This is a genomic window from Vibrio sp. 1641, assembly GCF_033339995.1.
In the GTDB taxonomy this organism is placed as follows: domain Bacteria; phylum Pseudomonadota; class Gammaproteobacteria; order Enterobacterales; family Vibrionaceae; genus Vibrio; species Vibrio alginolyticus.
The window spans coordinates 1-22,143 of record NZ_JAWOVP010000001.1 but is presented as its reverse complement, the minus strand read 5'-3'; the positions used below and the strand labels follow the sequence as shown (position 1 = coordinate 22,143).

General features: G+C 47.0%; 23 protein-coding genes, 1 rRNA gene and 1 riboswitch. Of the genes, 9 read left to right on the top strand and 15 right to left on the bottom strand.

Going from position 1 to position 22,143, the window contains the following annotated elements:
• Window positions 1-91: 91 nt before the first annotated feature.
• Complete coding sequence (locus R7Z47_RS00120) at window positions 92-1,528, bottom strand: PLP-dependent aminotransferase family protein (protein ID WP_262606668.1); 1,437 nt, start codon at window positions 1,526-1,528, stop codon at window positions 92-94.
• Between the two features lie 92 nt (window positions 1,529-1,620).
• On the opposite strand from R7Z47_RS00120, the gene R7Z47_RS00115 reads away from it, so the two are divergent.
• The 3 genes from R7Z47_RS00115 (at window position 1,621) to R7Z47_RS00105 (ending at window position 3,618) form a co-directional block, all read left to right on the top strand.
• A complete protein-coding gene (locus tag R7Z47_RS00115; RefSeq protein WP_005383307.1) occupies window positions 1,621-2,520 on the top strand; it encodes a DMT family transporter in 900 nt (299 codons plus the stop codon).
• Window positions 2,521-2,586: 66 nt separating this feature from the next.
• Window positions 2,587-2,874 carry a hypothetical protein gene (locus R7Z47_RS00110; protein ID WP_005374318.1) on the top strand — a complete coding sequence of 96 codons (288 nt, stop codon included), beginning with the start codon at window positions 2,587-2,589 and terminating at the stop codon, window positions 2,872-2,874.
• Window positions 2,875-3,027: 153 nt separating this feature from the next.
• Window positions 3,028-3,618, top strand: coding sequence for a type II secretion system protein (locus tag R7Z47_RS00105; RefSeq protein ID WP_225455765.1), 591 nt, complete (start codon window positions 3,028-3,030; stop codon window positions 3,616-3,618).
• Between the two features lie 37 nt (window positions 3,619-3,655).
• Here R7Z47_RS00105 and R7Z47_RS00100 read toward each other — a convergent pair whose 3' ends face one another.
• From R7Z47_RS00100 to R7Z47_RS00080, 5 genes are all read right to left on the bottom strand, one after another.
• Window positions 3,656-4,183, bottom strand: a complete 528-nt coding sequence (locus R7Z47_RS00100; RefSeq protein WP_005383312.1) for a GNAT family N-acetyltransferase — start codon at window positions 4,181-4,183, stop codon at window positions 3,656-3,658.
• Between the two features lie 33 nt (window positions 4,184-4,216).
• Complete coding sequence (locus R7Z47_RS00095) at window positions 4,217-4,684, bottom strand: HAD family hydrolase (RefSeq protein WP_005374312.1); 468 nt, start codon at window positions 4,682-4,684, stop codon at window positions 4,217-4,219.
• Window positions 4,685-4,802: 118 nt separating this feature from the next.
• Complete coding sequence (locus R7Z47_RS00090; RefSeq protein ID WP_005383318.1) at window positions 4,803-5,273, bottom strand: GNAT family N-acetyltransferase; 471 nt, start codon at window positions 5,271-5,273, stop codon at window positions 4,803-4,805.
• Window position 5,274: 1 nt separating this feature from the next.
• A complete protein-coding gene (locus R7Z47_RS00085; RefSeq protein WP_017821007.1) occupies window positions 5,275-6,006 on the bottom strand; it encodes a glucose 1-dehydrogenase in 732 nt (243 codons plus the stop codon).
• A gap of 9 nt (window positions 6,007-6,015) precedes the next feature.
• Window positions 6,016-6,531, bottom strand: coding sequence for a GNAT family N-acetyltransferase (locus R7Z47_RS00080; RefSeq protein WP_154204132.1), 516 nt, complete (start codon window positions 6,529-6,531; stop codon window positions 6,016-6,018).
• A gap of 270 nt (window positions 6,532-6,801) precedes the next feature.
• Here R7Z47_RS00080 and R7Z47_RS00075 point away from each other — a divergent pair, with 270 nt between their 5' ends.
• Both R7Z47_RS00075 and R7Z47_RS00070 read left to right on the top strand, forming a co-directional pair.
• Window positions 6,802-7,896 (top strand): NapC/NirT family cytochrome c, encoded by a 1,095-nt coding sequence (locus R7Z47_RS00075; protein WP_017634357.1) that lies wholly within the window; start codon window positions 6,802-6,804, stop codon window positions 7,894-7,896.
• 22 nt (window positions 7,897-7,918) lie between these two features.
• Window positions 7,919-10,366, top strand: a complete 2,448-nt coding sequence (locus R7Z47_RS00070; protein ID WP_213886352.1) for a trimethylamine-N-oxide reductase 2 — start codon at window positions 7,919-7,921, stop codon at window positions 10,364-10,366.
• A gap of 69 nt (window positions 10,367-10,435) precedes the next feature.
• On the opposite strand, the gene R7Z47_RS00065 is transcribed toward R7Z47_RS00070, so the two are convergent.
• From R7Z47_RS00065 to thiD, 8 genes are all read right to left on the bottom strand, one after another.
• Window positions 10,436-11,161 (bottom strand): phosphatase PAP2 family protein, encoded by a 726-nt coding sequence (locus R7Z47_RS00065; protein WP_262606669.1) that lies wholly within the window; start codon window positions 11,159-11,161, stop codon window positions 10,436-10,438.
• Window positions 11,162-11,343: 182 nt separating this feature from the next.
• Window positions 11,344-11,958 carry a thiamine phosphate synthase gene (gene thiE / locus R7Z47_RS00060; RefSeq protein ID WP_253657617.1) on the bottom strand — a complete coding sequence of 205 codons (615 nt, stop codon included), beginning with the start codon at window positions 11,956-11,958 and terminating at the stop codon, window positions 11,344-11,346.
• 60 nt (window positions 11,959-12,018) lie between these two features.
• On the bottom strand, window positions 12,019-12,810 hold the full coding sequence (gene thiM / locus R7Z47_RS00055; protein ID WP_151515186.1) for a hydroxyethylthiazole kinase: 792 nt from the start codon (window positions 12,808-12,810) through the stop codon (window positions 12,019-12,021).
• A gap of 12 nt (window positions 12,811-12,822) precedes the next feature.
• Window positions 12,823-13,491: a thiaminase II gene (gene tenA, locus R7Z47_RS00050; protein WP_054576481.1), complete on the bottom strand. Its 669-nt coding sequence runs from the start codon at window positions 13,489-13,491 to the stop codon at window positions 12,823-12,825.
• A 54-nt stretch (window positions 13,492-13,545) separates the two neighbouring features.
• Window positions 13,546-14,496 carry an ABC transporter substrate-binding protein gene (locus R7Z47_RS00045; protein WP_009697280.1) on the bottom strand — a complete coding sequence of 317 codons (951 nt, stop codon included), beginning with the start codon at window positions 14,494-14,496 and terminating at the stop codon, window positions 13,546-13,548.
• A 47-nt stretch (window positions 14,497-14,543) separates the two neighbouring features.
• Window positions 14,544-15,344: an ABC transporter permease gene (locus R7Z47_RS00040; protein ID WP_009706843.1), complete on the bottom strand. Its 801-nt coding sequence runs from the start codon at window positions 15,342-15,344 to the stop codon at window positions 14,544-14,546.
• Window positions 15,337-16,092 carry an ABC transporter ATP-binding protein gene (locus tag R7Z47_RS00035; RefSeq protein WP_033907185.1) on the bottom strand — a complete coding sequence of 252 codons (756 nt, stop codon included), beginning with the start codon at window positions 16,090-16,092 and terminating at the stop codon, window positions 15,337-15,339. The genes R7Z47_RS00040 and R7Z47_RS00035 overlap by 8 nt, the downstream gene beginning before the upstream one ends.
• A complete protein-coding gene (gene thiD, locus R7Z47_RS00030) occupies window positions 16,082-16,939 on the bottom strand; it encodes a bifunctional hydroxymethylpyrimidine kinase/phosphomethylpyrimidine kinase (RefSeq protein ID WP_151515184.1) in 858 nt (285 codons plus the stop codon). The genes R7Z47_RS00035 and thiD overlap by 11 nt, the downstream gene beginning before the upstream one ends.
• A gap of 97 nt (window positions 16,940-17,036) precedes the next feature.
• A riboswitch (TPP riboswitch) is annotated at window positions 17,037-17,144 on the bottom strand.
• 311 nt (window positions 17,145-17,455) lie between these two features.
• Here thiD and R7Z47_RS00025 point away from each other — a divergent pair.
• Both R7Z47_RS00025 and R7Z47_RS00020 read left to right on the top strand, forming a co-directional pair.
• A complete protein-coding gene (locus R7Z47_RS00025) occupies window positions 17,456-18,841 on the top strand; it encodes a TldD/PmbA family protein (RefSeq protein ID WP_017820998.1) in 1,386 nt (461 codons plus the stop codon).
• On the top strand, window positions 18,841-20,184 hold the full coding sequence (locus tag R7Z47_RS00020; protein ID WP_130545267.1) for a TldD/PmbA family protein: 1,344 nt from the start codon (window positions 18,841-18,843) through the stop codon (window positions 20,182-20,184). Before R7Z47_RS00025 ends, R7Z47_RS00020 begins: the two co-directional genes overlap by 1 nt.
• A gap of 78 nt (window positions 20,185-20,262) precedes the next feature.
• Here R7Z47_RS00020 and trmY read toward each other — a convergent pair whose 3' ends face one another.
• Window positions 20,263-20,862, bottom strand: a complete 600-nt coding sequence (gene trmY, locus R7Z47_RS00015; RefSeq protein ID WP_017634347.1) for a tRNA (pseudouridine(54)-N(1))-methyltransferase TrmY — start codon at window positions 20,860-20,862, stop codon at window positions 20,263-20,265.
• A gap of 158 nt (window positions 20,863-21,020) precedes the next feature.
• Between trmY and R7Z47_RS00010 the strand changes: the two genes are divergently transcribed.
• A complete protein-coding gene (locus R7Z47_RS00010) occupies window positions 21,021-21,545 on the top strand; it encodes a DUF3087 domain-containing protein (RefSeq protein ID WP_033907183.1) in 525 nt (174 codons plus the stop codon).
• 523 nt (window positions 21,546-22,068) lie between these two features.
• Window positions 22,069-22,143 (top strand): 16S ribosomal RNA (locus R7Z47_RS00005); the annotation flags it as partial.

Genomic DNA, 22,143 nt, shown 5'->3' with positions numbered 1-22,143 from the left:
TATGACGATATGAAAAACTCCACCTTTGCGTGGAGTTTTTTGTTGTTACGTGTTTGCGTGTGTAGGCATAAGTTCATTTAGCAAGAGCGAGTTAACAGGCATGCTTTGCTATCAATTTTGCCAGTGTTTGCATCGCTTGACTCCAATCGGTTTCATGACCAAAGTTTGCCACGCTGAGGCGTACGCAATGCCGATATTGCCCTTGAGTGCCAAATACGGTGCCGGGAAGTAGGCTGATTCTGTGCTTATTGCATGCTTGATACAACGCATAGCTGTCCGTGTCTTCGGGCAGTCGCAACCAAAGTAAGAACGAGCCTTGTACGGCGTTGATCTGGTATCGATTTTTTAGAGGTTCGTATTCATCCAAGTATTGATGAAGCATCTGGATAAATCGTCGCATGTTGTTTTGATAAACCCGACCCATTCGCGCAGTATGCGCTCGATACTTGCCTGACGTTAGAAACGTTGCCACGGCGGATTGCATCAGGTTCAAACTGCCCATATTCTCACACAGTAGATATTGTTCAATTTGGTCTCGATATCGCCCCGCCAACATCCAACCAATTCTCAAACGCGAATCGAGCGTTTTGGATAACGAATTCACGTAAATTACGCGTTGCTTGTCATCGAGCAATCTCAGGCTTGGCAACGGCTTATCATAACTTAACCCGCCAAACACATCGTCTTCGATAATAGGAATATTGCCGGACGCCAATAGTAATTGTTGACGCTTTTCTAGCGGCATCATGGCACCAGTTGGATTGGTGAAGTTTGGCGTTACGATGATCGCTTTTATGTCCCATGTCGCCATTGCTTTTGCTAAGGCTTCGGGGCACATACCGTCGCGTGGGCAACTCGGAATTTCCACCACTTTGAGGCCGAGTGATTCTAGCATCAATAAGTTGCCAAAATAGCAAGGGGACTCCACCGCGACGATATCGCCTTTTTGTGTCGTTGCGCGCAGCGCTAGGCTAATGGCTTGTTGCGCGCCGTGCGTCACCATGATCTCATCCAACTTGGCTGGCGTGCCCAAATCTTGTGTGATTTTCGCTAGTTGTTTGATTAAGAGGTGATCACCGGGTGGTAATTGGTAATGGCTCGGTACATGCGTTTGCTGGCGGCTGTGGCGGCCGATCTCGGCGTACAAGCTTTTGATCGCGGGGGAGTCAATGTTTGGGTGGGCAGAACCGGTAGGCAAACGCTCTTGGTATTCAGGATAAGTAAGGATTTCTTTGCAGATCGAGAGCAAATCCACGCGAGTCGGATCCGGAATTGATCGAGAGGTCGGCAAGGCGACTTTAACTCGATAACCCGATTTGGGAACCGAGTAAACCAAGTTTTGTGCTTCCAGCTCTTGATACGCACGAATCACGGTATTTTTACTGACGTTTAATTCTTGGCTCAACGAGCGAATGGAGGGCAGTCGATCATCCGCCTGATAAACGCCACCATTGATGGCTTGTTTGAGGTGTTTTTCCACCACGAGGTACTTATTCCCTTCACCGCTTCCCAATAAATCTGTACCCATAAAAACACTTCCATCTGTCACTTTTTGAAAACACTGTACCTAATTACATTAGCAGTATCTCAAAACATAAAACAAGCGTGAGTGAGGCGATCATGTTCATCCGAGCCATCCCTTTTGTATTTGTCATCCTTTGGGCTTCTGGATTCGTTGGTGCGCGTTTTGGTTTGCAATATGCCGAGCCAGCGACACTACTTTCTATCCGTATGGCATTCAATGTCTTATTGTTTTTGGTTCTTGTGGCGGTATTGCGTAGAAGGTTGCCGACAGGAAAAGATTTATGGCACAGCTGTGTGGTTGGTGCATTGATCCACGGTTTCTATCTGGGCGGTACTTATTTCGCTATCGCCTTGGGTATGCCTGCTGGGTTGAGTTCGTTGCTGGTGGGTATTCAACCGATTTTAACCGCGGCTTTGCTGGTGGCGTTTGTTCGTGAGGAATTTAAACCCTCGCAATGGTTGGGTTTGGCTCTTGGTTTTGTCGGTATCGCTATGGTGTTGATGGGCAAAATGGAGTGGCAATCCGAGCAGCATAAAGTGTTGGCCATTGGTTTGTGTTTGTTGGCTTTGGTTGGTATCACGCTAGGGACGCTTTATCAGAAAAAACATTGCCAACAAGTGGATATGGTGGGTGGTGCGACGGTGCAATATTTGGCCGCGCTCATCATGTTTCTGCCCGTTGCGATGCAGTTTGAAACCATGCAAGTGCAGTGGGAACTGGAGTTTATTTTGACTGTGTTGTGGTTGGTCGTCGTGCTCTCTTGTGTAGCTATTCTACTGCTGCTGTACATGGTTAAGAACGGTGCTGCATCGAGCGTAGCTTCTGTATTCTACCTGGTGCCGCCAACGACGGCGATTCAGGCTTGGCTCGCGTTTGGAGAGTCATTTGATTGGATGGGGATTTTTGGTTTCGTACTGGCAGCTACGGCGGTGTATTTGGTGGTTAAAAAGCCGGATCTGACGATAAAGAAATCGATTCAAACAGAATATACCTAAATTGGGTAGGGACATTTTCGTACCAGTGGGTACAATCTGCTTCATCTTAATCCGTGGAGCAGAATGATGAAGGTAAAGCCAGATCGAATGACCGCCATGCGTAGCATCATCGAGCAAGTAAAAGCGGAACTACCAATTTATGAACCAGAAACGTTTGTATGTGGACCAGAAGGGCAGTGCATTGGCTGTCCGAAGAAATTGTTGGAAATGGTCGATTCAGAAGTCACTTATTGGGAGTCAGCCATGGAGCGCGGCATTGTTCCGCAGTTCGATGAGATTCGTCGTTTTGGCAAAATGTGCACGAATGTTCGTCGTGGTCTGGTGCGAAATAATGTGCCTTTACTCAGTAACTAGAGAGTAAAAATCGTCTAATATCTGACACATAGCGTCGTTTTGTTACACTGCTCTTTGGCTGCTGTTCTCAAGTTTGAGTGGTGTTTGTCTCTTCTTACCCCTTAAGCCTTTAATCGTAAGAAATTGGCGATATATTGGCTCGGTCTCACATGGATGTGGGGCTATTGTCTTGGGCTAGTTGAGATAAGAAACGTGAAATCAAAGGGATTTACGCTGATGGAAATCACCATAGTGCTCACCACTTTGGCTTTCATCGCATTAGCTGCTTTACCAGTACTACTCGATATTCATCGCCAAGCATACGCTGCGATGCTGCACAGTTCTCAGTCTTCTTTGGGTACGGCTCTCAAATTCTTTCATGCTCAATCAGTGATTGATAACGCTTACGGCCAAGAGCACGTTCACTACATTGACCGACATGTCAAAACACGCAAAGGCATGCCAGAAGCGAGTGCCGATAGTATTCGAGCTTTGTTAGAAATCGATCTACCAGCCAGAGGTTATTCGAAAATTGACGTGCCGTGCAAAGGCAGTGATTTTTGCATCATCGGTCAGCAGCACCCAAACAGTGCTCATTTTGTCGCGATTCCTGATTATCAGTTCTTAGATAAATCGGGTGTTGATCGCGTTGTGTACATTTGGCCGCAAGGTTACACACTGGCAGAAGAAGCATGCTATTTCTACTACGTGAATCAAGCCTCTAACGATTCAATTGTTCGAGGGCATGTGACGCAAGGGTGTTAACCCCGAATAAGTGTTGCGAACAACGGTTATCGTGACTCTACAAATCGGGGTTTTTCGAACGGCTTTGCGCTTTATACAATACCATTTTTTGACTCATCAAGACTTTACCATTTGGCAAGGTCACTTCCCCAAGTTCCCCCTGATATTCAAATCCAAACCGTTCATACAAAGCAATCGCTGGTGTGTTGGTTTTATATACGTAGAGTGCGATTTGGTCGTAACCAAATTCCCAACCACGTGCGATCGCGACAGCCAACAGTTTTCGCCCCAATCCTTTGCCTCGGTAGTTTTTGTCGATGTGAATACCAAGAATACCGACGCGAAGGCGTTGCTCTCTTTCGTAACCGCACATCTCAGCTGGGTAGATTTCAACACTACCGATAAGTTTTTGGCGGTCAAACGCGACAAACTGAGGGATGGACTCGTTTTCCACACGTTGCAGGATTCTGCGAAGCGTTGCGTTATCGGGTGCAGGAGAAATCAAAAATTCCCCTTCGGAGTACACTCGATTCCACAGCGCGGTGAAGCGCGCGATATCGCTCACCTTGATGGATCTGATTTGCATTCATCTTCCTTGATTAGTGCAGGTTAGTAACGGTTAGGGGATAAGCTCAGATAAACAACGAATTTGGTTAGGAATGGCTTCGGCTGGTGCATCAGCGCCCGTTGGGTTAAACCAAATTGTGTTTACGCCCGCTTTCATCGCAGGGTAAATATCTTTGTGAGGTAAATCGCCAACCATGGTTATTCCACTCACGTTAACCCCTAACTGTTTTGCGATGGCGAGATAAAACTCAGGTTGGTTTTTAGCGATACCGAGGTTGGCAAAACAAAAATAGCCATTTAAGTATTGGTCTAAGTCGACGCGAACAAATGCACGCTGAACCTCTTCCATGTTGGAATCAGATGCACTGGTCGCAATGTAGATGGGATGATTTTGGGAAAGTATTGCCAGTGTTTCTCTGGCTTGAGGAACTGCTTCTACGTGTTCCCAATCGCACATTTTTCCTTGTGCGTGAGGGAAATCTACCATCAAGGTGTTCCCCCAATCGAAAAGATAAATCATGTTCGAATCTCCTTATCCGCACATCATATCGTCTTTTTCTAAAATCAGGGGGTAAATTGCATCGATAAATGCGATTTAGGTGGGTTTAGTCGTGAAAAGCGCTTAATTGTCGTTATCGTTACAAATGTTTCAGCATAATGCGTGAGTTAGTTTTAAAACCTTGATTATCGTAAAAGCGCTGTGCTGGCTGATTGAATTCCATCACTTCCAATCGAATTTGTGTGGCATTGGCGTCGCGCGCCCATTGCTCACAGGCTAGGAGCAGTTGGCGGCCGATTCCTTGCTGCTTTTGCGCTTCATCGACAACAATTGTTCCCACGCGACAAATTGGGTCTTTGATCAGAAAACTGACGGTGTCGTTTTGGGTGATCATCGCGGTTAAGAAGCCGAGAATTTGCTGTTCGCGTTCGGCAATCAAAAAGAGTCGCTCTTTGTTCTCTAGTGCTTGTGCAAGAAATTCGCGGTCAGCTCCTGAAGGCGCAACAAAGGCTTCTGGCGCATTCGCAAAATGCAGTGAATTAATTTGAAAATTAAGCTGAAAAATTCCGTCTAAATCTTCGGGAATCGCTTGTCGGATATGGACTTGCATTCTATCTGCCCCCTGCAATATCGATAAATGAACCTGTGACATAAGAGGCTTCGTCACTTAATAGCCAAGCGATCGCATTTGCTACTTCTTCTACCGTGCCACCGCGTTTAAGAGGAATTTGAGGGCTGAGTCTATCTACTCGGTTTGGTTCTCCGCCGTCGGCATGCATATCAGTGTAAATGAAACCAGGTCGAACGCCATTGACGCGAATATTGCGCTCTGCCAACTCTAGCGAGAGCCCTTTAGTTAAGGTATCCATCGCGCCTTTTGATGTGGCGTAATCGACATACTCAAATGGCGCGCCTGAGCGCGACGCTCCAGAGGAGACATTCACAATTGCACCGCCTGCACTGAATCGCCTCGCCGCTTCTCGACAGCAGAGAAAACAGCTATTCACATTGGTGTTCATTACTTTCTGAAAGCGTTCCAAGCTGATTTCTGACAAAGGCGATTGAGTAAATAGGATGCCAACGTTGTTGACCAAGTGCGTCACTGCACCAAATTCACGTTCTGTTTCATCAAACAAGGAGAGCACTTGCTTCTCATCGGCTACGTCTGCGGCGATGGCAATCGCTTTTCCACCGTTTGCTTGTATTTCTGCCACAACTTGGTCGGCGGCCTCTTGCTGAGTGCGGTAATTAACGCAAACGCGATAGCCTTGCTCGGCCAGCTTTTTTGCCGCTGCGGCTCCAATGCCTCGGCTTGCGCCGGTAATGATGACTACTTTATTCAAAATACGTCCTTATTTATATAGTGAGTAGATTTTATCGGCGTAGGGTTTGCCACCAATTTGGTATGCGTCTGGAATGACCTCAATGAGTTCGAAACCACATTTTATCAGGACACGCTCTGACGCAATATTGCCTTCAGTGACCGTCGCGGAAAAGTGGTTGATGTTATGTGTCGAGGTTGCCCAATATAGAAGCGCTTGAAGAGTTTCTGTTCCAAACTGTTGGCCATGAAATTCCGGCAAAAGTAAGTAACCTACCTCTGCCTTACCGTTTTCAATAGCAAAGCCAGTGATGCCGATGGGTTGCTCAGATTGCTTATCGAGTATTACAAGGCAAAGCCAATGCTGGCTATTTGGGGTCCATGGTAATAATCGCGAAGCAAATTTTTCTCTTATTTCTGTTTCGCTGGGACGATCGAAACAGAGCGCAATAACCTCTTGTTCGGAGAGTAATCGTTGAAAGAGTTCCCAGTCACTGGCTTTGATGGGTCTTAATTGGCTTCTGTGTGTCTCGATATAAACTGACATGCGTGTCCTTACTGCATCAATGTGGAGATTCAGTCTCTCATCCTCTTATCTGTTTAATCAAATAGTTGCATTCATAAAAGTGATTTATGTGGTGAATGGTTGGCTGGGTAATGGATTATTGCCATATATTCATCTTTGAGATGCAAATAACAAAATTTCATACTTGAGGCATACAGAGCAACACGGAAATGATGTGGATCAAGAGAGGACTACCCATAAAGTAGTAATTTGCGACCTATAATTACATTTTATTTGGAAGTGTTGCTAATTATGTCAATAAAAAAACGATATGTTGCACTGCTGGTTGCTGCTGGCATTGGTGTGGGCTGGTTAACTTTGGGGGGGAGTGCGGCAGTAATGCATTACACCTCAGATACTGAATTTTGTCTCTCGTGCCACTCTATGGAAACCCCTTACAAAGAGTACCAAGGCTCAGTGCACTTCAGTAATGCGAAAGGCATTCGCGCGGAATGTTCTGACTGTCATATTCCTCAAGAACCAATGGATTACCTGATCACCAAAATTCGCGCGTCGAAAGACATCTACCATGAATTTGTGACAGGTAAGATCGACACGCCAGAGAAATATGAAGCACATCGTAAAGATATGGCTGAAACGGTATGGGCTCAGTTCCGTGAAAATGATTCAGCGACGTGTCGTTCGTGTCATGATTTCGATGCAATGGAAGAGTTTGAGCAATCACGTGATGCGGCGAAGATGCACGCTTACGCGAAAGCAAACGATCAAACGTGTATCGATTGTCATAAAGGTGTGGCGCACTTTGCACCAGAAGCAGAGCTAGACAGCAAGGCATTTGAAACGTTGATGAGCTTCACCACAAAAACATCACCTGGTGCCAAAGTCGTTTACCCTGTGACTGAAATCGCAATGGGTGAGATGGGTAAAATTAACCCAACGACGAAGTTGGAAGTAATCAGCTCTGAAGGCGACAACCGCACTGTTAAGTTGAACGCATTCCAAATGAAAGGCGCAGAGCAAGTGCTTTACATGGGAGAAGGTCAACGTGCCATCGTTGCAACGCTAACAGAGCAAGGCCAACAAGCGCTTGAAACTGGTGAATTTGAGGCAGATGTTTACGGCAACGAATGGCGCGCGGTTTCTCTAACTGGCGCTATTGATTCTCCAGTTGTTGACACGCTTGAACCCGTATGGTCATACGCAGAAGAGTTGGACAACGTTTACTGTGCAACTTGTCACGCGAAAATTCCTTCAAATCACTTCACGGTGAATGCATGGGGACCGGTAGCGAAAAGTATGGGTGATCGAACTGATATTTCAGCCGAGAACCTAGAAATTCTAACCAAGTTCTTCCAGCACCACGCGAAAGATGTGGTTGGTCACTAACGATAAATAGAAGGATAAGATTATGACTAATATGACCCGTCGCGGATTTCTAAAAGGCACTGGTATGGCGGCTGGTGCAATGGCATTCACTTCATTTGCACCTATGTCTGTTGCGTCTTCTAATGCTCGCGGCAAAGGCATTCTAACGGCGGGCCGCATGGGCCCAATGTTATGTGAAGTGAAAGATGGTAAGTTGGTTTCGACTACTAATGCTCTTCCACAAACTGTACCAAATAGTCTACAAACTACTGGGCCTGACCAAGTGCATACCAAGGCGCGTGTGAAGTACCCAATGGTACGTAAAGGCTACTTGGCAAACCCATCGTCGCCAGAAGGTGTGCGCGGTAGTGATGAGTTTGTGCGTGTGTCTTGGGATGAAGCTTACAAGCTGATCCACGAGCAGCACATGCGAATTCGCAAAGAATATGGCCCGGCTTCTGTGTTTGCAGGCTCTTACGGCTGGCGTTCAAGTGGCGTGCTGCACAAAGCACAAACCTTGCTGCAACGTTACATGAGCATGGCGGGTGGCTATTCAGGCCACTTGGGTGACTACTCAACGGGTGCTGCGCAGGTCATCATGCCGCACGTTGTGGGCTCTATCGAAGTGTACGAGCAGCAAACCACGTACCCAGTGGTACTAGAGCACAGCGATGTGGTTGTGCTTTGGGGCTTAAACCCGATCAACACTCTAAAAATCGCGTGGAGCTCAACAGACTGCGCGGGTCTTGAGTTCTTCCATCAATTGAAAAAATCAGGCAAGACGGTCATTGCGATTGACCCTATTCGTTCTGAAACCATCGAGTTCTTTGGCGAGAATGCGGAGTGGATTGCTCCTCACCCAATGACCGACGTGGCAATGATGATGGGTATCGCACACACCTTAGTGAAACAAGGTAAGCACGAAAAAGCCTTCCTCGATAAATACACCGCAGGTTACGACAAGTTTGAAGCGTACCTGATGGGCGAAGAAGACGGCGTAGAAAAATCAGCAGAATGGGCATCACAAATCTGTGGCGTACCTGCGAAGCAACTTGAGCTATTGGCTGACATCTTCAGTAAAAACCGCACCATGCTGATGGCGGGTTGGGGCATGCAGCGCCAACAATACGGTGAGCAGCGTCACTGGATGCTGGTTACACTGGCAACGATGTTGGGTCAGATCGGTTTACCGGGCGGTGGTTTTGGTTTCTCTTACCACTACTCAAACGGTGGTAACCCTGCTCGTGATGCTGGCGTACTTCCTGCGATTTCGGCATCGCTGGGTGGCGGCTCTTCTGCGGGGAACGACTGGGCGGTGTCTGGCGCGGTGCAAAGCTTCCCTGTGGCGCGTATCGTCGAGGCGTTGGAAAACCCAGGTCAATCCTACCATCATAACGGTCATGAACTGACGTTCCCGGACATCAAGATGATTTGGTGGGCAGGTGGTGCGAACTTTACTCACCACCAAGACACCAACCGTCTGATCAAAGCGTGGCAAAAGCCTGAGCTGATCGTGATTTCAGAGCCTTACTGGACGGCGGCTGCGAAGCACGCGGACATTGTTCTGCCAATCACCACATCGTTCGAGCGTAACGACTTAACGATGACGGGTGACTACAGTAACCAACACTTGGTGCCAATGAAGCAAGTGGTTGAGCCGCAAGGTGAAGCGCGTAATGACTTCGATGTATTCGCGGACATGGCAGAGATGCTAGCTCCGGGTGGCCGTGACGTATACACCGAAGGCAAAACCGAAATGGAATGGCTGTACGGCTTCTACAAGGCGGCGCAACAAGGTGGCCGTGGCTCTCGCGTAGCAATGCCGAACTTCAGCAAGTTCTGGGAAGATAACCAACTGATCGAGATGAAGTGGAACGAGAAGAACGCACAGTTTGTTCGTTACGCAGATTTCCGTGAAGACCCGATCATGAATCCACTCGGTACACCAAGTGGTAAGATCGAAATCTTCTCGAAAACCATTGAAGGTTATCAGTTGGAAGACTGTCCTCCACATCCAACGTGGATGGCACCAACCGAGTACACGGGTACTGCGAAAGATGGCGAGTTGCAGCTAATGACCGCGCATGCAGCGCATCGTCTACACAGCCAATTCAACTACGCGAAGATTCGCGAAGAGTACGCAATTGCAAACCGTGAACCTATTTGGATTCACCCTGAAGATGCGAAAGCGCGTGGTATTAAAACGGGCGATCTAGTTCGTGCGTTTAACAACCGTGGCCAAGTATTGGTTGGTGCAGAAGTGACTGACCGAATCAAGCAAGGTTCAGTGTGTATTCATGAAGGCGGTTGGCCGGATTTGGATCCTAAAACCGGCATTTGTAAGAACGGCGGTTGTAACGTGTTAACGTTGGATATTCCGACCTCTCGACTTGCAAACGGCTGTGCGGCGAACTCGGCACTGGTTCGTATTGAAAAATACACTGGCCCAGAATTAGAACTAACAGCGTTTGAACCACCAAGAAATGGCTAGAAAAAAGTAGCGATTGAAAGCAAGAAGCCAGCGAATCGCTGGCTTCTTTTTATCTAGTCATCGTTCACATTAGCGCGAAGCGAGAGAAACAAACGGCATCTGTTTCTTAATCTGAAATGTCGGGAGTAAAGTAAATACAATCGCGACAAACAAGACTGAGCCTATTAAATCTTCAGGGCGATGCATGCCCAGCCATAAGCGGCTATATGCGACGCTCATTCCCCACATCCATAATGACAGTGCAGAGATATAGCACTTGTTCTGTAAGAACAACCCGCCAAAGAAAGCCAAACAAATCGAAACGAAAATCGTATGGCCGGATGGGAAAGAATAGTCTTTTTCGCCTTGCCAATGGCGCGTTCGCCAATCACTGACGTGTTCAGAAATCTGGTTAATTACGTTGGCTTGCTGCTTTGTATCCAACTGATAAAACGTTTCTGGTGTTTCAATCAATTGTTCTGCTGCGAGCAATTCCGTGTAGGGACGCGGGCTTTCTGTCATCAGTTTTAGCCCCGTTTTGCTGGCAAAGCCAATCACCAGTAACAACCCTAACATTGAGAGTTTTTGCATCCACTCAGTGCGATTTGGTTTAAAGCGAAATAAAGAAAGCAGTAGCAGTGTTAACGTAATTAAAAAGCCTTTGCTACCAGCAGAATCTGTGAGCAAAGTAAAAGTAATACCCAGACTTTCAGGCACCTGTGACGTGAGATTGTGATAAGAGCCAAACAGCGACATCGGGATGATGCCAAGAACAAGCAAGGCGAGCATCATCAATCCATATTTTTTGGTTTTCATTGAGAGCGTTTTGTTTTTATTGAGGGTTATTCAACCACGTGAAAATAAGGGGCTTATCTTACGTTATCTGGCGTGAAAAACTTATCAACGCTCTGTCAATTTGACGAGGGAATGAAGGTTGAGTGATGAATTGATGACATTTATCCGGAGGGTAAAGGCGCTCATCCTTAAGCGTTGGGGTCTTAATCCATCAGAGAAAGTAAGTACTCTGCTGCTTTGGTTGGGTTTTCTGCATGACAAATGGCAGAAACCAAAGCCAAACCGTGTACACCTGTCGCACTCAGGGCAGGAATGTTGGTTTCGTTAATGCCGCCAATGGCAACAATCGGCAGTGAAGTCGTCTCTAACGCCATTTTCAAACCATCAATACCCCAATGTTTTTTGGTGTTGGTTTTGGTCGGCGTCGCGAAGATGGCACTCAAGCCGATGTAATCAATGGGCAGAGACCCCGCCTCTGCCAACTGCTCTTCAGTCTCAATCGATAAGCCGAGAATCTTGTTTGGGCCAATCAATTGACGAGCGATCTCTGCTGGCATGTCTGACTGCCCGAGGTGAACACCATCGGCATCGACGGCAAGGGCAACATCAACACGATCATTGATGATTAACGGGACGCCAGTGCCTTCAAGGATCGTCTTCACGGCTTGAGCTCGTTCAATAAATGCACGAACGTCACCATGTTTTTCGCGCACCTGTACCATGGTGACCCCACCTTTCACGGCTTTTCTCACAACACGCTTTAGTGTGGCTAAATCTTGTTGGTCGTCGGTGACCAAATATAAACGATAGGCGTTCATTGTGTTTCCTTTGGGCCTCTCCTAGATGGAATGAGAGGCCGGTATTTATTAGAGCAAAGCTTAGCTCACTTGCAGCTTTAAGCGTTTTGCCAGCGTTTCTTCATCCAACTGGTAAAGCTCATCCAACAGGTTCATTTGCAGGCTACCTGGGCCGCGAGCTTGTTCCGCTGCAATCTCGCCAACAACGCCCAGTACCGCCGCTGCAGCAAGGCCGGTATCATCACCAACAGCAGCGAAAGCACCCGTCAGTGCCGTTAGTGTACAGCCCATTCCGGTTACGTAAGGCATCATCTCGTGACCATTATTCAACTGGACGGTTTGCTCTTTCGTGACGATGTAATCAGTCTCGCCAGAAATCACTACACTTGCACCATACTCTGCGACTAAGAAGTTGGCTGCGCCAAGTGCTGCGTCGCTGCTGTCTAACGCATCAACGCCTTTGCTTTGTGCTTGCTCGCCAGCGAGAGCGATGATTTCTGAAGCGTTACCACGAATGATCAACTTGTCTGCAAGGCGTGCGATTTCACGTGATGTCTCTGTACGTAGTGAGCTTGCTCCGCAACCGACAGGGTCGAGTACAACGATTTTACCATTGGCATTGGCTTGCTCTACGGCATAGCTCATACGTGGTGTCCAAACGCTGTCTAGGGTACCAATGTTGATAACCAGTGAACCCGCGAACGACATCATCTCTGCCATTTCCTGCTTGGAGTGCGCCATGATTGGAGAAGCGCCGATCGCTAATAGTGCGTTTGCTGTGTTATTCATCACCACGTAGTTAGTGATGTTGACGACTAATGGCTTTTGCTGGCGTACTGCGGTTAATGCTTGGGTGATTTGTTCAATTAACATGAGACTCTCCGATTAATCTTGCTGAGCGTTTAGACCTTGTTGCCAGAATGCCACTTCCATACGCGTTGCAGTTTTGAATACCTGAATCAGGTTTTGACCACGCTGACTATTGATATCGATTTCCGCCAATAACTGATTAAAGTGTTCTGCACCTTTTGCGACACCAGATTGGAATTCCTCACCACCGTAGAGGTTGATCCAACTTGCGTATGGGTTACCTTCGAGCACAGTGCTTTCGTCTTCAATCAGCATCTTACCGATTACGGCATAACCGATAGAGCATGGTGCTAGTGCCGCGTATAGATCAACAAGATCGCCCGTCATGCCAGCATCTAATACGTAACGGGTGTAAGCCACAGTGCCGAAATCTTCCGGCTCGTTTTCTAAGTCGGATTCCGTCAGTCCCCATTGCTCACAGTAAGTCACGTGGTGGGCGATTTCAGAATCTAGCAATGCATGTACGCTTGGGAGAGCACGGCGCATGTCATCCAAAGTACGCGCTTTGTAGATCGCTAATGCGTAAGCTCGTGCGTACTGTTTTAGGAAAAGAAAATCCTGTTTTAGGTAATGTAGAAAACAAGGCTGAGCCAGAGTGCCTTGCGCCAATTGCTGCACGAAAGCATGCTCAGTGTATTCTTGCCAATCTTGGTGGCAAGCGTCGATCAAGTCTTGGTATTTCATTATGGATATCTCGTTATCAAAAGACCTTAGGCTTTGAGCCTAAGGTCAGTAGAATTAGTCAAAGCTCGGTACGTAATCTTTCGCTTTTGGCAGTGTCTCGATGATTTTTTGTGAATACATGAATTCGGCATAATCATCGTAGCGTTTCAGATCTACTGCAGATGGACGAAGAGCGAAACGAGTTAGCGTGTCATTCCAAGCGCGTTGGTTAAGCTCGTTGTTGAGGGTGTCTGGTGAATAAGCCACAAACTCTTTCCAAGATTCTTTTGGATGGTTAACGATGTAAGTGGTCGCTTGCTCCAGTGCTTTGTTGAATGCCTTGATGGCTTCTTTGTCGTAGGTTTTTGCATTGGCTACGAAGACTAACTCGTCATACGCTGGCACGCCGTGTTCTTCAGGGAAGAAGGCTTTAGCTTTATAACCTTCTAGTGCCAGTTGGTTGGTTTCGAAGTTACGTAGACCGCCCCAAATCGCATCCACCTTGCCAGACGCAAGAGACGAAGATAGCGCCCAACCTACGTTGATGATTTGTACGTCAGAAAACTTCACGCTCTCTTGAGCGAGCATGGTGCCGATTGTCGCTTCTTCGTTGCCTGCGATCGCAATACCGATCTTCTTGCCTTTCAAGTCGCCAAGGTTTTCATTCTTACCGTTATCCAACACCATCAGCGTGTTGAGTGGCGTAGCAATCAAAGTCGCAGAGCGGATTAGTGGCAAACCAGCTGCGACATCGATAGTTAGGCTCGGTTGGTATGAAATCGCCATGTCGACCTTGCCAGCAGCGACCAACTTAGGTGGTGTACTTGGATCTGCAGGCTCTTGAATGTTGACCTTCAAACCTTGTTCTTTGAAGTAACCGCGCTCTTTGGCAATCACGATAGGACCATGGTTTGGATTGACGAACCAATCCAACATCAGTGTCATCTCTTTTTCAGCAGCGAGTACGTTGGTTGATACAACTGAAGCGAGTAGAGCAGCAGCGCTCATAAGTTTGTTTTTATTCACGGGGTTCTTCCTTTTCTTTCCCAATTTCCTTTGGTTATTTTCTGCAATTACTTGCTTTCCCAAGGGATGGCTTTTTTCAATAATTTATCGGTGATGAAGTAGAGTGAGATAGACAGTACGGCGAGGATAAACAGCGCCGCAAACATCTCATCAATGATCATGCGAGCGTTGGCTTGGAGCATCAGATAACCCAAGCCTTCACTTGAACCTACCCACTCACCGACCACTGCTCCAATTGGCGCAATAACGACGGCAACACGAATACCTGAGGCTAAAGTTGGTAGTGCGGCTGGCAATTGAATATGACGAAGTAGCTGCCATTTAGACGCGCCCATGGTCTTGGCAAGATCGAGGTAACCTGTTGGTGTATTACGTAAGCCGTCGTAGCAACATGTGGTGACGGGGAAAAAGATGATGATCGCCGCCATGACGACTTTCGATGCAATGCCGTAACCCAGCCAAAGCATGAGTACTGGCGCGATGGCGAACACAGGGATCGCTTGGCTAGCAATCAGAATGGGCAGTAACCAACGCTTCAGCGGTTCGAACATCAGCATTTGCAATGCGAACAGCAAACCCATTGATAATCCAAGCGCCAAACCAAGTAAAATCTCTTGCGCGGTAACCCAAGTATGTTTGAGCAAGACATCGTAACGAGTGACCAATCTATCCAGCACTTCAATTGGTGAAGGTAAGATGAAGCTTGGCATGTCGAATACCACAACAACCAACTGCCACAATCCCAAGATCACCGCTGTGCTAATGACCAAGCGCAGAGCCGGATGGGTCACGCGTTCTTTTTTACTAATGCGTGCCGAAACGGAGTTGTACTGAGTCATATCACTCATAGTCTTTCTCCAGTTGATCCAAAATCGCTTGTTGTAACGCCGCGCACTCTCCATCGAGAACTCGGGGCGGCTTGGAGTCTGGAACGACCAAGTGCTGAGCTTGCGCAGGTGTGCCTTGCAACACATAGAGTTGGTGAGCTAATCGCACCGCTTCTTGTGGGTCGTGGGTAATCAGAACAACCGTCTTATCTTTCAGCAATTCGGCAGACAAGGTTTGCAACTTATGACGAGTAACCGCGTCCAGTGCAGAGAAAGGCTCATCCATCAGAACTAGAGGCTTGTCTTGCATCAGAGTGCGAGCAAGGGCAACACGTTGTCTCATGCCGCCAGAGAGCTGAGCTGGCTTAGCATCCGCGTAATCGGCGAGTCCCACTTGGCTTAGTAAAGTCAGTGCACGTTGTCTATTTTGCTCTGGTGCTTGCACTTGAGAAAATCGAGAACTGAGGCAGACGTTGTCTAACACATTCAACCACGGTAGCAATAAATCCTGCTGAGCCATGTAAGCGATACGGTCATGCAGTGCAGCGCCATCCGTTGTGATGAGTTCGCCATGCCAGTCAACTTGGTCATCCAGTAGGCCAGCTAAGTAACGCAATATTGTGGTTTTCCCGCAGCCACTGCGACCAAGTAACACTGTCCATTGATTAGCAGGAATAGTCATACTCAACCCTGCTAGCGTTGGTGTTTGGCTGTCTTTGTATCGCAGACTAGCATCGGAAAGCTGAATGCCAATCGCGTTAGCGAACATAAGTATGACCCGCAAAAAAGTGGTTCACAGGGCCATGGCCTTTACCTACATCCAATTCATCAGCGTGTGCGATAGCTTGGCTGATGTACTGCTTACCCAGGTGCACCGCTTTGTGTAGGTTGTTGCCTTGGCCAAGATAAGACGCAATGGCGGAAGAAAGTGTACAGCCTGTGCCATGAGTGTTTTTGGTTGGAAATCGCTTGGCGCTAATTAACTCGGCACTGTCTTGCATGATAAGCAGATCGTTGCTGTTTTCATTTTCTTCAAGGTGACCGCCTTTGAGCAGAATAGCTTTGGCGCCAAGCGCACGAAGGTCGGTAATCATATCGTTCATTTCAGATTCTGATTGAGGCATTGGCTTACCCGTCAATGCTGCGCCTTCGGGTAGGTTAGGGGTAATGATGTCTGCGAGCGGAATCAATTCTTCTTTTAAAGTGCGGATTGCCGACTGTTCCAGTAATAGATCGCCGCTGGTGGCCACCATTACAGGGTCAATCACGAGGTGTTTTGGCTGGTATTGTTTAATTTTGTCTGCAACGACTTTGATGATGTTGGAATCTGCCAGCATGCCCACTTTGACTGCAACGATGTTGAGGTCGGTAAATACTGCATCAAGTTGGCTCTCTACATGGTCGAGAGGAATGGGGAAAATCGCAGAAACGCCTTGGGTATTTTGCGAAGTAATCGCCGTGATTACCGAGCAAGCAAAACTGCCGGTTGCGGACATCGCTTTGATGTCGGCTTGAATACCTGCACCGCCACCACTGTCTGAGCCCGCGATGGTCAATACGATAGGGGTAGGCAAGGCTGGCGTGTGATGTGAATGAGGTTGTGATTGCTGCGTCATGGTCGCTCCTACTACAAGACGTATAGGAACTGACTTTGACCGTTGCAGATAGATCGATTTTTCGATCGCTATCGCTTACCTAAGAGGGGCGACGAAAGGCAAAGTGTGCATAGTTCCCTACGTCAGTGCTAACTGAATCAGGTTCAACGGGTCTCGAATTTCGATCTCAGCCAACACTTGTCGTGTGGCCCCCCGACTATTTCGTTCGGATGATAGCAGGACCATTGCGGAAGGGATACGTTTTTTGAGCGTAATTATAATGAGTATTCAATTATGCGAGGTGAGTGATAAAGTAAGCACCTAAATGGTTTGCTGGGTGGAATTTACTAGTGCAACGCTCTGGTGAATGAGCAGAACCTGGAATATTTAATAAATAATCGTGGTCTCGTTAAGCAAGGATTAGCACAAAACAAGGTTAAAAAACTGTTAAAATTTAACGTGTTGCCAATTTAACTTTGTTGAACTTTTTCACAGTTAATTAGGAAGGCTAAGACGATCATCGAGCAAGGAGACTTCATGCTTAATTCTGTAACAGCGAAGTCAGTGATCGATCATGCGCTCTTTTTGGGGGCTGATTTCGCTGAACTATTCGTTGAACATCACCAAACCAACACTGTCCAGATCGCATCTGGTGAAGTGGATAAGGTTAACTCGGGTATCGATTTTGGTATCGGTATTCGTCTTTTTTTCGGTCATAAGGTGCTTTACGGTTACACCAACAGCACAGATGAAGCCGAACTAAAGCGCGTAACCTCGCTGCTTGCTGCAAAAGACAAGCGTGAGCAAATCGCGTCAGCGGGTTCTTTGAATTTGAACCGCTACCCAATCCAACATGGTTGCCGCATGCCGCTAGGTAAGGATGCTAACCTAGATTCAAAAATCGCGTTTCTATTGAAAGTTGACCAAGCCGCACGTGCTGAGAGTGAACATATCAGCCAGTTTATTGGCAGCGTTCTTCAGCGCGAGCAACAAGTGTCTATCTTCAACTCAGAAGGTCTACACGTTGACGATACTCGCCACTACATTCGTGTTGCTGGTAACACTGTCGCGCAAAAAGGTAATGAGCAGTCTTCTGGTATGGAAGGTCCTGGCGCTCTTGCTGGTTGGGAATTCAGTGAACAGCTTGATGCCAAAGAGCTAGGTCAAACTATCGCGCAGCAAGCGTTAGTAAAACTTGGCGCGGATGCTTGTCCATCGGGTGAAATGCCGGTGGTGATTGGTAACGGCTTTGGCGGCGTTATCTTCCATGAAGCATGTGGTCACTTGCTAGAAACCACTTCAGTTGCGAAGAAAGCATCAGTCTTCCACGACAAGATGGGCGAAATGGTTGCTCACACCGCAGTGAATGCAGTCGATGATGGCACCATGACCAACGAATGGGGCTCGATTCACATTGATGATGAAGGTATGAAGACTCAGCGCACTCAACTGATCAAAGACGGTAAGCTAACCAGCTTCATGGTCGATAAAATGGGTGGCATGAAGACAGGTTATGAGCCTACGGGTTCTGGTCGTCGTCAAAACTACAAGTTCGCACCAACCTCGCGCATGCGTAACACCTTTATCGAAGAGGGCGAGCATTCACTTAATGACATGCTGGCAGGCATCGAACGTGGTATCTATGCGAAGAAGATGGGCGGTGGCTCTGTTCAACCGGGTACGGGGGAGTTTAACTTTGCTGTTCGTGAAGCCTACCTCATTGAAAATGGCAAAATCACCAAGCCTCTGAAAACAGCAACGCTGATCAGCACGGGTCCAAAAGTGTTGAAAGAAATCAGCATGGTCGGCAAAGACATGGCGCTTGCGCCGGGCATGTGTGGTTCCGTGAGTGGTTCAGTACCAACAACTGTCGGTCAGCCAACGCTGAAAGTAGATAACATTCTGGTAGGAGGCGGTAACTAATGAGCCAAGAACAACAACTTCTTAATGCGGTTGATTACGTCCTATCAGAAGCAAAACGCCAAGGTGCAGAAGCGGACGTCATTGTAAACCGTAACAGTAGCTTTTCTTTGAAAGCGAACCAAGGAAAGCTGGATGAGTACAAAGTAAGCTCAAGCCAAGTTCTGGGTGTTCGTGTTGTGAAAGATGCGCGTGTTGCAACAAGCTATTCTGAGTCGTTAGAGCAACCAAGCTTGGATTTAATGCTAACTAATGCGCTGCAAAGTGCTCGCTTTTCCAAGCAAGATGAACATCAGACTATTAGTTGCGTTAACAGCCAAATCACGACTGATGTTGCTGAGATTGTGCAAGAAGATACCACTTCTGTTGACGAAAAAATCGAACTGTCTCTCGCACTTGAGCAAGGCGTAGTGGCTCTGCCTCACGCTTCTAGCGCACCTTACAATGGTTACAGCGATGGCGAAACACAACTGATCATTGCCAATACTCAAGGCACATTGTGTCAACACTTCGAGCGCTCGTTCACTTGTTACGCGTATACCTTGTTTGAAAAAGACGGCAAACAGTCAATGGCGGGTAGAATGTCACTTGGTCGCCGTTTTGATGAGTTGAATCCAGCTTACTGTATCGAAGGTGGCTACAACCTTGCTCGTGATCTTCTGGAAGGTGCTCCGGTTGCGACAGGTAACTACCCTGCTATTTTCCACATTAATGCGCTAGCAAGTTTATTCGGTGCTTTCGGCAGTGCTTTCTCTGGCGTAAGCGCGATGAAAGGCATTACGCCACTGGGTGACAAGCTTGGTCAACGTGTTGCGAGTGATTTAATTACCTTTACTGATACGGCTTACATGCCAAATGGTATGGCAATCGCGAGTTTTGATAGTGAAGGCTTCGCTACTCAAGATAATGTCATGATTGCTAATGGTGAGTTGAAAACCTTGCTACACAACAGCCAGACCGCAAGTTATTTGGGCGCAGTCTCGACAGCAAGTGCCGCTCGCGGTGCAAAATCGAGCCTAGACGTATCAGCGAATCACAAAGTGATTGCGACAGGCAACAGCAGTGCGTCAGAAGTAAAAGCGGGTGAGTACCTAGAGTTAGTCGAGCTTCAAGGTGTCCATTCTGGTGCGGATGCAGTGAGTGGTGATTTCTCATTTGGTGCGAGTGGCTTCTTGTGCCGTGATGGAGAGCGCGTTCAACCAGTTCGTGGGATCACGGTAGCGGGTAACTTCTACAAGATGCTGCAAGAAGTTGAGGCAGTGGGTGATACTCAGTTAATTAACGATAGCCGAACTTTCTTCTCGCCAGACGTTCGTTTTGCTCGTTTGAGCATTGGTGGTAAGTAAACTTAGCATCCCTATAGAAACAAAAAAGAGGACTCAATGGAGTCCTCTTTCATTACCTAGCAACGTGTGCGCGAATAACTAGAATTCGCGTATGTCCAACTCATTGTGGATCAATACCACACACTGAGAAGCGAAAAGCATCTTAGGACCTAAGCTGATCTTCTCTGTGCCAAGGCGCTTTAAGCTGTTAAAAGACTTTTTCGGCATCGGTATATGGTCAGTTAGCAAGAAACATGGATTTTCACCAATTTCTGCATCACGAACAAATTCGCCTTTCTTATCCAACATATATAGTTGGTGATCTTCTGCCAGCTCTTGTACTAGGCGTTCAAAGCTCACTGTACGAACGGTAATACCAGGTTCGACTTCACGAAGTTGCTCTTTGCCCATACCAACCGAAGCATCCAAAGCGCGAGCCACTGCTGCAATCAAGGTTGACTCATGGAAGCCGCCAATGTTGGTGATGTCGTTAGAGCGAATAGTAATGGTGCGTGAGAAATCTTTTGTGCTTTCTAAAACCAAGTGAACAACCACATCTTCACGGTGTGATTGAGCAACGAACATCGTGTTCATCATGGTATGAGCAAGAATCTCTGTATGCGCTTCATTACCAACACCTTCTAACAGTGCTTTGCTGGTGGTTGGCGCCGCGCGAGCTCGTAAAACAAAAGAGCGCATGAATTTAGCCTCTATATAGGAAGAGTGAATGCGCGGAAGTATATACCCAAGCAGGGAAGGGATGCGAGTTTAATAGCAAATGTGAACTTACTTACAAAGCTTCGATTGTCGTGCGGAGTGAGCTGGTTAAAATAGAGGTAACCTGTTAGGGGCGGTATATGGAAATCAAACAGATAAATAAAGACATTTATAAAAAGAAAGTAAACCTTGTGATTGGCGGTTTTGTTGCGTTGCTCGCCATCTCCTCTCTTGCCTTTAGTACCTTGTTGATTGTTTTGTTTGGCAACACTGAAGTCGTACCAGAACAATCAACGGGCAATTTCCATTGGAATTTGATTGGTGTCGTTCTCGCAGTTGCAACTTCCCTCTCTTTATTGAATCAAATTAAAACTCGACCATACATGGAAGAAGTGCTGTACGTTTGGAAACTCAAGCAGCTGCACAACAAGATCTTTCGTAAACTAAAAAGCATTAAAGCAGCCGCGAACAATGGCGATGTAAAAGCGCTGACGATCCTTAAGTTCTACTATACGACTCAAAGTCAGGTGTTTGAGCTAGACAACAACACACTGACGATGAGCAGTGTAAATAAAGAATTGGAGGCTATCGAGCAAATCGAAGCGGCGCAATCAATGAGTCTCGATATCACAGGCTTTGAAGAGTCTTGGCTAGACACATATTGATTGCCTATTTGCTACTTGAAGTTAACAACTGAGTGCTAAAATTAAGCGTTTGAGTGAGATTTAATCATTCGACGCTTTTTTTTGATTTTTTTTCTGAAAAGGGGTTGCCAAGAAAAATCATCTCCCTATAATGCGCCTCCGTTGTCAGGGCAAAGCGGAAACGCAAAAGCGGTTGGCAAGAAGGCGAAAGAAAACTTCTAAAAATTAATTTAAAAAAGTGTTTGACACTGAAAATTAATTCCTTAGAATACGCCTCCGCTTCGATAGCAAAGCTTACGAAGCAAGCTCTTTAACAATATAGACCTATCAATCTGTGTGGGCACTCGTTGATGATAATCCAATTAGAAGCTTCGGCTTCAAATTAGGTTTCAATGAAACGAAGTGACCAATCAAGTCTTCGGACTTGGCACAGTCAATTCATTATCGTTCTATTGGAACGATAATAGCTTTAAAATTACATTAGTAGTTTTGAAGTCAGTATTCATTGAGCCTCTCCCTATTTATTTAGGGAATCAAAAACTTTAAATTGAAGAGTTTGATCATGGCTCAGATTGAACGCTGGCGGCAGGCCTAACACATGCAAGTCGAGCGGAAACGA